This window comes from Streptomyces sp. NBC_00569, from assembly GCF_036345255.1.
In the GTDB taxonomy this organism is placed as follows: domain Bacteria; phylum Actinomycetota; class Actinomycetes; order Streptomycetales; family Streptomycetaceae; genus Streptomyces.
Map to the genome: position 1 here is coordinate 361,103 of NZ_CP107783.1, position 12,927 is coordinate 374,029.

Annotated in this window: 11 protein-coding genes; 3 read left to right on the forward strand and 8 right to left on the reverse strand. The window is 69.0% G+C overall.

Going from position 1 to position 12,927, the window contains the following annotated elements; translation table 11 throughout:
• Positions 1–309 precede the first annotated feature (309 nt).
• Positions 310–933: a sigma-70 family RNA polymerase sigma factor gene (locus tag OHO83_RS01725; RefSeq protein ID WP_266679636.1), complete on the forward strand. Its 624-nt coding sequence runs from the start codon at positions 310–312 to the stop codon at positions 931–933.
• Here the strand turns inward: OHO83_RS01725 and OHO83_RS01730 are convergent.
• Together OHO83_RS01730 and OHO83_RS01735 are read right to left on the reverse strand one after the other, a co-directional pair.
• Complete coding sequence (locus OHO83_RS01730) at positions 903–2,189, reverse strand: NAD(P)/FAD-dependent oxidoreductase (protein WP_266679634.1); 1,287 nt, start codon at positions 2,187–2,189, stop codon at positions 903–905. The genes OHO83_RS01725 and OHO83_RS01730 overlap by 31 nt on opposite strands.
• 209 nt (positions 2,190–2,398) lie before the next feature.
• Positions 2,399–2,962, reverse strand: coding sequence for a DUF4383 domain-containing protein (locus tag OHO83_RS01735; protein ID WP_266679632.1), 564 nt, complete (start codon positions 2,960–2,962; stop codon positions 2,399–2,401).
• A 215-nt stretch (positions 2,963–3,177) separates the two neighbouring features.
• Here OHO83_RS01735 and OHO83_RS01740 point away from each other — a divergent pair, with 215 nt between their 5' ends.
• Positions 3,178–3,678 (forward strand): TspO/MBR family protein, encoded by a 501-nt coding sequence (locus OHO83_RS01740; protein WP_266679630.1) that lies wholly within the window; start codon positions 3,178–3,180, stop codon positions 3,676–3,678.
• Between the two features lie 136 nt (positions 3,679–3,814).
• Here OHO83_RS01740 and OHO83_RS01745 read toward each other — a convergent pair whose 3' ends face one another.
• The 6 genes from OHO83_RS01745 to OHO83_RS01770 form a co-directional block, all read right to left on the reverse strand.
• Entirely contained in the window at positions 3,815–5,899 is a 2,085-nt protein-coding gene (locus OHO83_RS01745) for an MMPL family transporter (RefSeq protein WP_330278497.1), read from the reverse strand.
• A 134-nt stretch (positions 5,900–6,033) separates the two neighbouring features.
• Positions 6,034–6,558: a MarR family winged helix-turn-helix transcriptional regulator gene (locus OHO83_RS01750; protein WP_382473675.1), complete on the reverse strand. Its 525-nt coding sequence runs from the start codon at positions 6,556–6,558 to the stop codon at positions 6,034–6,036.
• A gap of 132 nt (positions 6,559–6,690) precedes the next feature.
• Complete coding sequence (locus OHO83_RS01755; RefSeq protein ID WP_330278498.1) at positions 6,691–8,190, reverse strand: cryptochrome/photolyase family protein; 1,500 nt, start codon at positions 8,188–8,190, stop codon at positions 6,691–6,693.
• A 9-nt stretch (positions 8,191–8,199) separates the two neighbouring features.
• The gene (locus OHO83_RS01760; RefSeq protein WP_266679624.1) at positions 8,200–9,573 is read right to left on the reverse strand and encodes a cryptochrome/photolyase family protein; all 1,374 of its coding nucleotides are present in this window, start codon (positions 9,571–9,573) and stop codon (positions 8,200–8,202) included.
• A gap of 49 nt (positions 9,574–9,622) precedes the next feature.
• Positions 9,623–11,197 carry an SDR family oxidoreductase gene (locus OHO83_RS01765; protein ID WP_266679622.1) on the reverse strand — a complete coding sequence of 525 codons (1,575 nt, stop codon included), beginning with the start codon at positions 11,195–11,197 and terminating at the stop codon, positions 9,623–9,625.
• Between the two features lie 534 nt (positions 11,198–11,731).
• Positions 11,732–12,298: a TetR/AcrR family transcriptional regulator gene (locus tag OHO83_RS01770; protein ID WP_266679620.1), complete on the reverse strand. Its 567-nt coding sequence runs from the start codon at positions 12,296–12,298 to the stop codon at positions 11,732–11,734.
• A 126-nt stretch (positions 12,299–12,424) separates the two neighbouring features.
• On the opposite strand from OHO83_RS01770, the gene OHO83_RS01775 reads away from it, so the two are divergent.
• Positions 12,425–12,808, forward strand: coding sequence for a nuclear transport factor 2 family protein (locus tag OHO83_RS01775; RefSeq protein ID WP_329431709.1), 384 nt, complete (start codon positions 12,425–12,427; stop codon positions 12,806–12,808).
• Positions 12,809–12,927 lie beyond the last annotated feature (119 nt).

The window sequence follows — 12,927 nt, forward strand, 5'->3', positions numbered from 1 at the left end:
TCACCCCTCCCCCAGAGACCTTGCGCTCATCGCCCTGGGCGATGAGACGCCCACGCCGACAGAACGCCACCTGCGGGACTGCCCGGCATGCCGCTCAGCCCTGGACTCGTTCCTGCGCGTCTTGCGGGCCGGCCGCGCAGCGGCGACGGAGTCGGTGCAGCCACCCGCCCACGTCTGGGAGGCGATCCGCAGGCACCTGTAGACGCATGCCGACCGTCTTCAATCGATGCACTTTCGATGCGACTCGCTCGATGTCCTCGAACTCGCGAGAGTGAAGATCACTTGTTCGGCGACGGAAGGGCCCGCCCCATGCGCGCTCAGAGCACCCCGCAGACGCACGAGCATGACCTGCACGAGCAAGACCTGTGGGCCCCCATCGAAGAATCGCTGGCCGACGAGGAAGTCGCGGCAGGGCTGCAGCGCGGGGAGGAAGCGTTCCTCGAGGCTGCCTACCGCCGCTGGAGCATCCTGGTCCACACCCTGGCCTACCGCTCGCTGGGCGACTCCCGTGAGGCCGAGGACGTCACGCAGCAGGTCTTCCTGGCGGTGTGGCGCGGGCGCGAGGGGTACAACCCGCAGCGCGGCGCCTTCGCCGGATGGGTCGTGGGCATCACGCGTCGCAAGATTGCAGACGCCCTGACCGCGCGGACCCGCAGGGCCGCCCTGGCCTCGGCGGCGAAGACGTCGCTGAGCCTGGCGGCCCCCACTTGCGACAACATGGCACGCCAGGTCCTTGACCAGGTCCTGGTCAAGCACGAACTGACGCTGCTGCCCGCACCGCAGCGGCGCGTCCTGCAACTGGCCTTCTACGACGACCTCACGCACACCCGGATCGCCGAGGTCACGGGTTGGCCTCTGGGCACCGTCAAGAGCCACTCCAGGCGCGGTCTGAACCGCTTGCGTCAGCGCCTTGTCGCCACCGACGCGTGCTGACCGGCACCCGCGGCCGGTGAGGCCAGGTCCCGCACCACTTCACGGGCCGCCCGCGCTCCCGAGGCCATCGCTCCCTGGACCGATCCAGTGGTGCGGTGATCGCCGCACACATAGCGGCCGCCGCCGACGCGTGAAGAGCGACTCAAGGAGTGTGGTGGCGCCATCACCGGCAGGGCATGCGTAATGCTGCGCACGGCCACCAGCTCCCAGGCACTTGTGTCCGTGCCGTACACATCGGACAGGGCCTGGCGCACTGTCGCTTCGCGTCCGGGGGCTTCAGCGCCGAGCACCGAAGTGGCCACCAGGGCGCGATGTGCCGGCGCGTAGGAAGGCACGACTTCGCTGATCACACAGGTGTTCAGGAAGCGTCGCCGCGCATCCACCAGCAACACGGGCTCGTTCAGCGGTGACGGCGCCATGGAGTGGTAGTACGTCGTCACGCTTCGATAATCGGGCACATCCATGTGCGGCAGCAGTGCAGCCGCAGTTTGCGGCCCCGCCGCAACCACCACCGCCCTGGCGGAGACGGAGGTGCCCGCCGCCGTCAGCACACCGCGGTCCGTCAGCTGCGCGACGGGCGTCTCGAGGCGCACCGTTGCCTCGCTCAGGCGGTCCGCGAGCATGCGTGGCACCGCTTCGATGCCGTCGGTCGGCAGACACAAGGTTCCACGCAGCATGCTGCGCCACACCAGGTGGAAGACGCGGCTGGACGTCTCCAACCCGTCCTCGAGGAAAATGCCGGACACGAACGGCCTGAGCACATCCTCGATGAATGCCTCGGAGAAACCGGCCCGGCGCAGAGCGGAAAGCGTGGTTCGCTCTCCTCTGCGCTTGAGCATCGACGCGGGAAGCAGCATGTCGCGGACCGACATCGACCCGAGCGCTACGACGTCGCGGGCAGACACCACCGATGGGCGGCACAGTCCGCCCAGAACATCGGGACGGCGCATCGGATCGTAGAGCGCGATCTTCCCGGTGCCTGTGTGGACCTGCATGCCGGGGGTGAAGGGCCGCAACCGCAGGTCGCGCAGGCGCAGTCGGCGCCGGACCTGGGGATAGGCGGTGTTGAAGACCTGAAAGCCGCGGTCGATCACGAATCCGTCGACCCGATCGGACCGCATCCGGCCGCCCACGCCATCCGAGGCCTCGAGCACCTGGACCCGGAGACCGGCTGCCTGAAGATCAGCCGCGCATGCGAGCCCCGCAATCCCCGCTCCGACGACCACCACATCGTTCTGTCCGCCTGTCCGGACCATGAGCCACCTCCACGGATGCTCCCCCGAAACGAGGCGCCCTCTCAGGTCGCCCTGCTGTCTCTGTCGGCTCGTTCCTGGCGTGTGCCCGTCGCGGATGCGGCATGCGCTGCGGAGCGCGGGCCGTGCCGTGCCGTGCCGTGCCGTGGCATGAGCCGACAGGGATCACCCCAGGGCGTGGGCCGCCGGGGACGGCCCACGCGGAAGGGGTTCTACTGAGCCTCGGTGCCGAGGGCCTCGGCGGCCACGCTCTGGGCGATGGCCGTGGGCCTGCCCGCTTGCAGGGCGCGATGTGCGGCAGCCTCTGCCGCCGCTTCCCGGGGATGGCGCCTGCGCCAGTAGGGGTTGTCGTGCGGCAGACGGCTGGATACACGCCCGTACATGCCGAACGTCAGGATGACCAGTCCCATCACAAAACTGAAGATGACGTTGCTCAGGCCGAAATCGAGCACATTCGCGGCCTTGTCCAGGATGAACAGGTGCACGAACCCACTGATCAGGAACAGGGTGCCGACGGCCATGTTGAGCGTCGAGGCGACGTTGCCCCCGATGACGCTTCCCGCAACGAGGGCGAGTCCGACGACCACGGAAATGAGGCTGAGGACTCCGTTCGTGCTCATGCCCGCGATGTGGCTGCCGCTCGTGTCGAAGGGGCTCAGCTGGTCGGCGAGGCCGAGGCAGCCGAAGACCAGCAGAACCACGCCGCAGAACGCGGCACCCCAGCGGTACACCTGCGCCAGCTTGTGGTCGAGGGGAAGTTCGTCCTTGAGCTCCATGATGCGGGCACCTCTCTGCTCGCTTGTTCCGCCTTGTGCCCCCCCGACATCTCTTCTGAGGAAGAGCGCCCCACGGTTGCATTCAGCGCAAAAAAGACACCCGCCTCAGGTCCGGCTCCGGTGCGCAAGCGTTCACGCAAGCATCGGCAGCAGCGCCCCGTAGGCGGCGCACCATCACTCCTCTCAGGTGGCCCGTGGCCGGCAAGGGGCCGACCATGAGGCTGATGAGAGAACGGCAGGCTCCCCAGCACAGCCGGGTGCCCTACTTGGCCGGCGCTGTCGCGGTGACGGCTGCCGCTGCGGCAGGCTCTGCGGCAGTGGATCCGGACAGCAACTGGTACCGGCGCCTGAGCAAGCCGTCCTGGCAGCCTCCGGCATGGGCGTTCGGTGCGGTGTGGACACCGCTCTATGTCTCGATCGCCTGGGCCGGAGGTCATGCCCTGACACGTACCGAAGGCGAGCGTCGCGGCGCGCTGGCCGCCTCGTTGGGCGCGAACTTGATACTCAACGCAGCGTGGAGCTGGCTGTTCTTCGGCCGTCGCAGCCCTCGGGCGGGCCTGGTGGGGACCCTGCTGCTCGACCTGAGCAACATCGAGCTCATCCGGCGCACGGCGCGGGTCGACACCGCGGGGGCTCGCGCCCTGCTCCCCTACGCCGGGTGGTGCGCCTTCGCGACGGCGCTCAATGCGGCGATCGCGAGGCGTAATTCCTCCTGAGTCGTCTCAGGCAGCCTGGTGCAGCGGTCGCGACGACGACGATCGTGTGTCACTTCTTCCTCAACGACTCGCGCTTGTGCACGGCGGTACGCTTCGTGCCTGCCGGCGGAGGCGGCCGTCGGCAGGCACGGTCGGGTCAGTCCGCCCGGCGGCTCAGGCGACCGGGCCACCACGCCTTCGGTCCGATGTCCCGGACCAGTGCGGGAACGAGCAGCGACCTCACCACCAGCGTGTCGAGAAGCACGCCAAGGGCGACGATGAAGGCGATCTGCACGAGGAAGGCCAGCGGGATGACGCCAAGTGCGGCGAACGTCGCGGCCAGCACGACTCCGGCCGAGGTGATCACTCCGCCGGTGGCGACCAGAGCCTTGAGAATGCCCTCACGAACGCCGTGTTCCAGTGACTCTTCCCGGGCTCGGGACATCAGGAAGATGTTGTAGTCCACGCCCAGCGCGACCAGGAACACAAACCCGTACAACGGCACGGAGGCGTCGGTGCCCGAGAACCCGAAGACGTGCCGGAACACGAGCGAGGAGATCCCCAGTGTGGCCGCAAAGTTGAGGCCCACCGTGGCGACCAGGATCAGGGGCAGCAGGACGGAGCGCAGCAGTGCGACGAGAATGACCAGGATGATGGCCAGGACGACGGGAACGATCAGCGTGCGATCGCGTTCCGCGGTCTTCTGGGTGTCGTACTGCTGGGCGGTGTAGCCGCCGACCAGAGCGTCAGCGCCGTCGACCTGGTGCAGCGCGGAGCGCATCCGGGAAACCGTGGCCTTGGCGGCGTCGCTGTCGGCGGCGTCCTTCAGCGTGACGTCGACGCGGATCCTTCCGTCCACGACCCGGGTCGGGCCGCTGCCCGGACGTCCCTGCCCGGTCAGGGGAGTTGCGTCGGCAACACCGTCGGTCGCCTTGGCCCGCGCGATGATCTGCTTCTCGTGCTGGGCGCCGGCGATCACTACGGCCGGGTTTCCGGAGCCGCCGGGGAAATGCTCGGCGAGGGTGGCCTGCGCCTGGACCGACGGCGCGTCGTTGACGAAGATCTGGTCGAGCGGAACTCCCTTGGAACTCAGGGTGGGAGCAAAGGCGGCGCACACCAGGAGGCCGCCCAGCGCGATGGCCCAGATCCTGCGCGGCGCCTTTTCCACGACATGCGCGATGCGCCGCCACACTCCGTGTCCGCCGCCGGCGGCCTCCGTCGGGCGCGGACGGGCGGGCCAGTAGGCGGCGTTGCCGAGCAGCACCAGGGCGGCCGGCAGGAAGGTGAGGGTGCTCAGTACGGCGCAGGCGATGCCGATGGCACCGACGGGGCCGAGGGCTCGGTTGTTGGTGAGGTCGCTCAGCAACAGGGCGAGCAGGCCGAGGGCGACCGTGGCGGCGCTGGCGACGATCGCGCCGGTGGACTGGCGCAGCGCGGAGCGCATCGCGGCGAACCGGCCGTGATCACCGGCGAGTTCTTCGCGATAGCGGGCGGTGAGGAGCAGGGCGTAGTCGGTGGCCGCGCCGATCACCAGGATCGACAGGATGCCCTGCACCTGGCCGTCGACTCGGACGACGTCGTGGTCTGCGAGGACGTAGACGACGGCGCAGGCGACACCCAGGGCGAACACCGCGCTGATAATGATCACGAAGGGAAGCAGGACGCTGCGGTAGACCAACAAAAGAATCACCAGGACCGTGATCAGGGCGACTCCCAGGAGCAGTCCGTCGATCCCGGCGAAGGCGTCGGAGAGGTCCGCCTGGCTTGCGGCGGATCCGGCGAGGACAGCGGTGGCGCCGGTGACACGGGATGCCTGCCCGGAGATGCGGTCGAGTGTAGGTGTCAGCTCGTCACCGAGGTCGGGGCGTAGCTGGACGACACCTTCCAACGCCTTTTCATCGCGTGAGGGAATCGCAGGCGACACCTGACCGACCACTCCGGGCGTGCCCTTCAGAGCGGCCAGCACGCGGGTGGCCTGGCTTTGCTGCGCGGCATTCAGAGTTCCGTTGCCGTCTGCGGTCCAGACGACGATCGCCGGCAGGGTCTCGTCTTCCTTGAACGCGCGCCGCGCCTCGATCACGCGGGTCGACTCGGCGTTGCGGGGCAGGAACGCCGCCTGGTCATTGGTGGCGACCTCGCCGAGCCGTCCGGCGTAGGGGCCCAGTGTGCCTCCCACGGCGAGCCAGACGATCAGGAGGACGAGGGGCACCAGCCAGCGAGTGGCTCGTGGAGTGCGGGACATGGTTCTCCCAGGGCAGAGGAGGCGGAGCATAAAACTCAATGACAAAGTATCTTAATGATTGAGTAATGCGTGCTCGGCCAGGTTGTCGCCTGCTGTTCGGCCCAGGGGCACCGATCGGATGCGGACAGCGGCGCCTACATCTGACGGCCGCTCCCGGTCTCGGCGAGTTCCTCGTTGAGGGCATTCAGAAATGTCAGGACAAGGGCCAGGTCAGGTTCGCTGAAGCGCCGGCGGACCCGGTCAGTCGCTTCAGCCAGAGGAGCGAAGTGCCTTCTGGCCTTCACCTGCGCAGTGGGCAGGTAATGCAGGTGCACCACCCTTCGATCTGCACTCTCGCGCACCCGCTTGACGTGACCCGCACGCTCCAGCCGGTCCACACACGCGCTGATCGCGCCAGACGTGAGTCCCAGCCGCTGACGCAGCAGGCTCGGAGTGAGCGGGGTTTCGGAGTCCAGGATGGCCGCGAGTGCCTGCACATCCGTGGGGTGCAGATTCTGGCCGACCGCGAACGCGTGCACGAGCCGGTTGAGTTCACCGTTGAGACGGCGCAGCTCCACGGCAAGGGCAAGCAAGTCCGGGTGCGACGTGGCCGCTCCGTACTCTGCGCCTGCGGCAGAACTGCCGGATGCGGGTGCCTCTTTGGGTTCACGGTGGTCCACCTGCTCACCCTACCGACACCACTCTGGTTTCCGTTCCGGCCGAGGCACCCCTGCCGCGGCACCCCCTCGCCGCCGGCGACTCACCAACCAGTGTCGCCGGAAATGCAGGTCACAGGTCCTGAGGCGGAGGCTTCACGGGGGTGCGTCACCACGTGCGCGTACGCTCCGGCGGACCTCGGCGATATCCGCGAGCCGGTCCAGCTGCCATACGGCCCGTGCGGTCCGGTGAAGGCCGGCGAGCCGTGCCCGGTGCCGGTCGACGAAAGTCCAGTAACCCGCCGTGTAGGGGCACGCGTGCTCCCCCGTGCGCTCACGTGGCCGGTAGACGCACTCCCCGCACAGATCACTCATGCGGTCGATGTAGGCGCCGCCGGACGTGTAGGGCTTGGTGGTCATCCGGCCTCCGTCCGCGTACTGCGACATCCCTACGACGTTGGGCACCATGACCCAGTCGTAGCCGTCCACGAAGCAGCGGCAGAACCAGTCCGTGACCTGGGCGGGTTCCCAGCCGCGTTGGAGGGCGTATCCCCCAAGGATCATCAAACGGGGGATGTGATGCGTCCAGCCCGTGTCACGTACTTGGGCAAGGACGGTCCGCAGACAGCGCGCCTCGACCGCAGCGGCGTCCAGGTCGTTCCACCAGTCGGGCAGCGGATGGGTGTGGCGCAGGACGTTGGAGTGCCGGTATTCCTCGCCGAAGTACCAGTACAGCTGCCACACGTACTCGCGCCACCCGGCGATCTGCCGGATGAAGCCCTCCACGCTGTTGAGCGGGGCACGCCCGGCGCGCCATTCCGCCTCAGCCCTCTCCACGACCTCGGCGGGATCGAGCAGGCCGAGGTTGAGGGAGGACGACAGCAGGCTGTGACTCATCACCGGGTCGGCGGCGAGCATCGCGTCCTCGTAGGGGCCGAACGTGTCGAGCCGGCGGTCGACGAAGCGGTCCAGCGCCGCACGTGCCTCGGTCCGTGTGACAGGGAACAGGCGAGGGCCGTCACATCCGACGAAGGACACGTCGCCGTCCTGCTCCCAGCGGTCCAGGTCGTGGCGGACCTCGTCGTCGATTGCGTCCTCGCGCGGCCGGTAGGGACGGTCGATCCGCAGAGTCTCGGCATCGCGTGGCGGTGGCTGCCGGTTGTCGTGGTCGAGGTTCCACCGCCCGCCCGTCGGCCGGTCGCCGTCCGCCATGAGCAGATCATGTCCGCGCCGCACCCAACGGTAGAAGTCCTCCTGGCGCAAGGGCCGATCGCCCCGGCCGTCCGCCCAGGCGGCGAAGTCCGCCATCGGCACCAGGAATCCCCGCGCCGGTCCCACGCTGACCTGAGGCATCGACCGCACCAGTCGCAGCGCGCCGTACGAAGTGGGGTGATGCACGGTCACCGGACGTCCTCGCGCCGCGCGCTCCACTCCGTGCCGGTAGGTGGCGGCGCGCACATAGGTCACGCGGTCGCCCAGCTCAGCGGCCCGGTGCCGCATCGCTGACAGCACGAGGTGTGCCTTGGCCCGGTGGAACCGACGCCGCCGGAACACCGAGCGCGCTTCGATCATGAGGAGAGGGTCGTTCCGGCCGGGACCGTCCTCCCCAGGAGTGAGGAAGTGGGGCCCGAGCTGATCTCCGAAAAGCCAGTGCACGAGCGGTCCTCAGTCCCGGCCGCGGGCGTGCTTGAAGCGCGCCAGCCCATCCGCGAGGTCGACCAGTGGCGCCGGGTAGTCGAGGGCGGCGCGCTGGTCCGGCAGCAACCGCCAGGGCTCGTGCACGCGGTCGGCCGCGACCCCTTCCAGCTCCGGAACCCACCGGTGTACGTAATCGCCGTCCGGGTCGTAGCGCTTGCCCTGACGTACGGGGTTGAGCACTCGGTGGGGGCGTGTGTCGGTGCCGGTCCCGGCGACCCACTGCCAGTTGAGCTGGTTGTTGACGATGTCTCCGTCCACGAGGAGATCCAGGAAGTGCCTCGCTCCGATGCGCCAGTCCACGTACAGCGACTTGGTCAGGAAGCTCGCCGCCAGCAGCCGGGCCCGGTTGTGCATCCAGCCCTCGTGGCGCAGTTGGCGCATCGCCGCGTCGACCACCGGGTAGCCCGTGCGGCCGTCGCGCCAGGCGGCAATGTCCTGCGCCGCGTCCTTCTCGGTCCGCCAGGAGTCGTGCCGCGGGCGGTAGTCGCGGCGGGCCGTGTCCGGGCGGGCGGCCAGCACCTGGTGGTGGAAGTCGCGCCAGCACACCTGCCGCACGAACGCCTCGGCGCCGGGGCCGCCGCGGCCCCGTGCCCGGTGGATCAGTTCGACCGGTGAAAGGCTCCCGAAGTGGAGGTGGGGCGAAAGCCGGGAGGTCGCGTCACCGGCCATGTCGTCGTGCCGTTCCTCGTAACGTGCCAGGTCGGCCCTGCACCAGCGTGCGAACCTTTCGCGTCCCGCCGTTTCGCCTCCGGCCGACAGCCCCGGCGAGACGCCGGACATTCGCGTGCGGGACGGCAGCGCCTCGCCGCGCACCCCGTCGGGTACGCGCACGGCGCGCGGCGCGGGCAGGGGCGCGCGCAGGGGTTCCTTCGACCACTGACGGAAGTAGGGCGTGAAGACCGCGTAGTGATCGGAGCCGGCCGGAGTCACCGCACCGGGAGCGACCGCGGTGACCACTCCCTCGTAGACGCGCAGGGTCACGCCCTGGCGGCGGAGTGCGTCGCGCAGTCGTCGTTCGCGGCAGTGCGCGTAGCCGGTGACACCGGCCGCCATGTAGACCTGTGTGGCCCCGGACTCCGCCGCGACGGCGCACACTTCCGGTGCAACGGGTCCCGACCGCAGGACGAGCCGACCGCCCAGGCCGCGCAGCGAGGCGTCGAGGTCGGCGAGGCAGTCGGCCAGGAACGCGTCCCTGTTGGGCACGGCGAAGCCGGCCTCGCGGATACCGGGATCACGCACGAACAACGGCACCACCTCGTCCGCCGCCGCGACCGCGGCGTGCAGGGGTGGGTGGTCGTGCGTGCGCAGGTCCGAGGTGAACAGGACGACCGCGACGGTCATGGGATCTCTCCTGGTGCAGTGCTGCTGTTGCGGTGGGGAAAAGCGGTGTCTATTGCTGCGAGGTTCTTCTCGTTCGGTGGCCGCCACGGATGCGGACTGTGCGTGTTCCGTTGACGCGCGCCTGCGCACCCTTGACCGCGGCGAGGGTGATGTTGCGTGTCATGCCGCCGAACACGAGGGTGTGGAACGGGAGGACGAGCCACCAGTAGACGTGTCCCAGCAGACCCCGCGGGTGAAACAGGGCGCGCTGCCGGTAGCGAGTGCCGCCCTGTGGATCCCTCTCGACCCGCATCTCCAGCCAGGCGAGACCTGGCAGACGCATCTCCGCCCGCAGACGCAGCAGCCGTCCGGGTTCGATCTCCTCGACCCGCCAGAAGTCCAGTGAGTCGCCGACCCGCAGACGCTCGGTGTCGCGGCGTCCGCGCCGCAGGCCGACACCGCCGACGAACCGATCCAGCCAGCCCCGCACGGCCCAGGCGAGCGGGAAGGAATACCACCCGTTCTCCCCGCCTATCCCCTCGACCACCCTCCACAGGGCTTCTCCTGAGGCGTCCACCGCGCTCAGGCGTTCGTCCTGGTAGAGGCTGCCTCCCGCCCAGTCCGGGTCCGTGGGCAGCGGATCGCTGGGGGCGCCGGGAGCAGAGGCGGAGGACCAGCGGGTGACGACCTGGGCCTCCCGGACCCGGCGCAGTGCCAGCGAGAGCGCCTCGTCGAACGCCAGTGGCCGACCCGGAAGGTCCGGCACATACGTGGCAATGTCGTGTTCGCCGCAGACAACCTCGTACCGAAGCGACTCGGTGAGCGGCCGGGCCAGCGCGGCCGGCACCGGAGTGACCAGACCCACCCAGTGACTCGACAGCCTCGGGGTGAGCACCGGAACCGGCACGATGAGCCGACGCGGCAGTCCGGCCACGGTGGCGTAGCGGCACATCATCTCGCGGTAGGTCAGCACTTCGGGCCCGCCGATGTCGAACGCCCGGTCGACGTCGGCGGGCATGGTGGCCGAGCCGACGAGGTAGCGCAGTACGTCGCGCACCCCGATGGGCTGGGTACGGGTGTGGACCCAACTGGGTGTGACCATGACCGGCAGACGTTCGGTCAGATAGCGCAGCATCTCGAAGGAGGCGGAGCCGGAGCCGATCACGACGGCGGCCCGCAGAACGGTCGCGGGGACCGGTCCGTCGAGGAAGACGTGCCCGACTTCGGCCCTGGAACGCAGGTGTGGGGAGATGGAACTTTCGGGGACGCCCCGGGGAGTGAGTCCGCCCAGGTAGACGATCCTCTGGACGCCACAGGCGTGCGCCTGCGCGGCGAAGATCTCGGCGGCGCGGCGGTCGGCGGCCTCGAAACCGGCACCGGAGCCGAGCGAGTGCACCAGGTAGTAGGCGACATGGATACCGCGCAGAGCGGCAGCGACCGACTCCGCGTCCTGAACGTCACCGCGCACCGTTTCGACGTCACCGGCCCAGGGATGATCACGCAGCTTGCCGGGCGAGCGGGCCATGCAGCGCACCCGGTGACCGGCCGCCAGCAGTTCCGGGACCAGCCTGCCTCCGATGTACCCGGAGGCCCCGGTCACAAGGCAGTGCAGCGGCTCATCGGACCGTCGTCGGTTCTCCACCATGGCTCGTCCTCCCAGCGCTCGGCCAAGTTCCTTTCCGGCGCTTCGCGCCCGCTCCAAGTGGCCCGCCACGATCGGCGCCCACCGACGTACATGTTTCGCAGCAAAGCGCCGTCATGGATGCGGCGCGCGCAAAGAATCCGCCGGTACACGGCGTAGCGGGCAGACGACGGCACTCCTGAGGAACTGCACCCCCCGGCGGCGGATCGGCCGACCGCACCGCGAACGTGCGTGGCAGTCGCCGTGACATGGCCGACGGTGGCCCCAGCACACCGGGGTCACTCCGGAGCGCTTCCTACGTCGTCGTCGAGGGGATGGCAGCGGCTCGTGGTGCGAGTCCCTCCATCCGCCCGTTACCGATGGACCCGACGTCATGCCCGCCGGCTCACCTGGGTGGGCAGCGCGCAGCCCATGGTGGCCTTGCCCCTCCGTCGGGCTCGCCGGTCCGGCGGACTGCGGAAGCACGGTCAGCGCCTGGTACTGCACCAGCCCACTGACGCGCCCCAGCGGCACCACGCACCGGCAGCGCCGCCCGTTTCAGCTGGGGGGTCCTGCCAGTGCCTGGAACGCCGGGCGCAGCAGGGCGGCGATGCGGTCGGGCGAGGCGCCGCGAAGAGCGGCAAGGCCGAGGAATTGGTGGCCGATGGTGACGCCCAGCAAGGCGGTGACGAACAGTGCGGCGCGAAGCTCCGGATCCTCGGCCGCGGGCAGGGCGGCGCTCACGCTGTCGATCTGACGATCGAGGGCGGCGCGGACGTGTTCGGCTGCTGCCGGATCGGTGAGCATGGAGCGGATCATCGCCAGCGTGCCCTCGGGAAGGCCGCCGAGCTTGAGGCCGAGCGTGGCCAGCAGCTGATCGACCAGCGCGTCGGTGTCAGCACTTGTTGTCAGTACGGGAAACGCCTGCACGGACTGGGCGAAAAGCTCGCGCTTCGAACCGAAGTACTGCATGACCAGAGCCGGGTCGACGCTCGCCGCAGTCGCCACGGCGCGGATGGTGGTGCGATCGAATCCCTTCTCGGCGAACAGCTCCCGGGCGCTGTCGAGGATGCGCGCCTCGGTCGCTCGGCGACGGTCGGCGCGGGACTGGCGAGGAGTGGACACCGATTCACTCTACAGCCGTTGACCGAACTTTCCCCCGACCCTACGGTGAAGGGGTCAACAAGTGTTGAGCGAATGGAGGCCTCTGTGTCGCATGCGGAAACACCTGCGGTTCGCACCCCTCGCGAGGTGCTGAACCGCTACTACCAGGCCATGCTCGACAAGTCCCCGGATGATCTCGCCGATCTCTATGCCATGGACGCGGTGCACGAGTTCCCCTTCACCTCTCCCGGTTTCCCTCCTCTCTACGAGGGACGCGAGGCAGTACGCGCGGGATACCGGGCGGCCTGGGGCACAAGCCCCGTCCAGGTGCAGGAGGTCAGGAAGATCGCGGCCTACGAGACCGCCGATCCCGAAATGATCATCGCCGAGCACGTCGTGGTGGGAACGCTGCCGACCAGACACACCAGCTTCACCGTCCCCGGTCTTCTGATACTCCACATCCGCAACGGACTGATCACGCGGGCCCGCGACTACATGGACAGCTCGAGCGTCGCCGCCGCCAGAGGATGAGGCCCAGACCGACAGAGGTGGACCGGTCCGCCTGGGACCCAAGTCGAATCGGACCAGACCCCTTCAGACGGGACCGGTTCCCTTTTTGGTTCGTGGATCGATCAGCGTTCTGGATCTCG

Excerpts from the sequence above, each read along its gene's own strand:
- OHO83_RS01725 (WP_266679636.1), top strand. The coding sequence starts at position 310 with ATGCGCGCTCAGAGCACCCCGCAGACGCACGAGCATGACCTGCACGAG.
- OHO83_RS01730 (WP_266679634.1), bottom strand. The coding sequence starts at position 2,189 with ATGGTCCGGACAGGCGGACAGAACGATGTGGTGGTCGTCGGAGCGGGG.
- OHO83_RS01735 (WP_266679632.1), bottom strand. The coding sequence starts at position 2,962 with ATGGAGCTCAAGGACGAACTTCCCCTCGACCACAAGCTGGCGCAGGTG.
- OHO83_RS01740 (WP_266679630.1), top strand. The coding sequence starts at position 3,178 with ATGAGGCTGATGAGAGAACGGCAGGCTCCCCAGCACAGCCGGGTGCCC.
- OHO83_RS01745 (WP_330278497.1), bottom strand. The coding sequence starts at position 5,899 with ATGTCCCGCACTCCACGAGCCACTCGCTGGCTGGTGCCCCTCGTCCTC.
- OHO83_RS01760 (WP_266679624.1), bottom strand. The coding sequence starts at position 9,573 with ATGACCGTCGCGGTCGTCCTGTTCACCTCGGACCTGCGCACGCACGAC.
- OHO83_RS01765 (WP_266679622.1), bottom strand. The coding sequence starts at position 11,197 with ATGGTGGAGAACCGACGACGGTCCGATGAGCCGCTGCACTGCCTTGTG.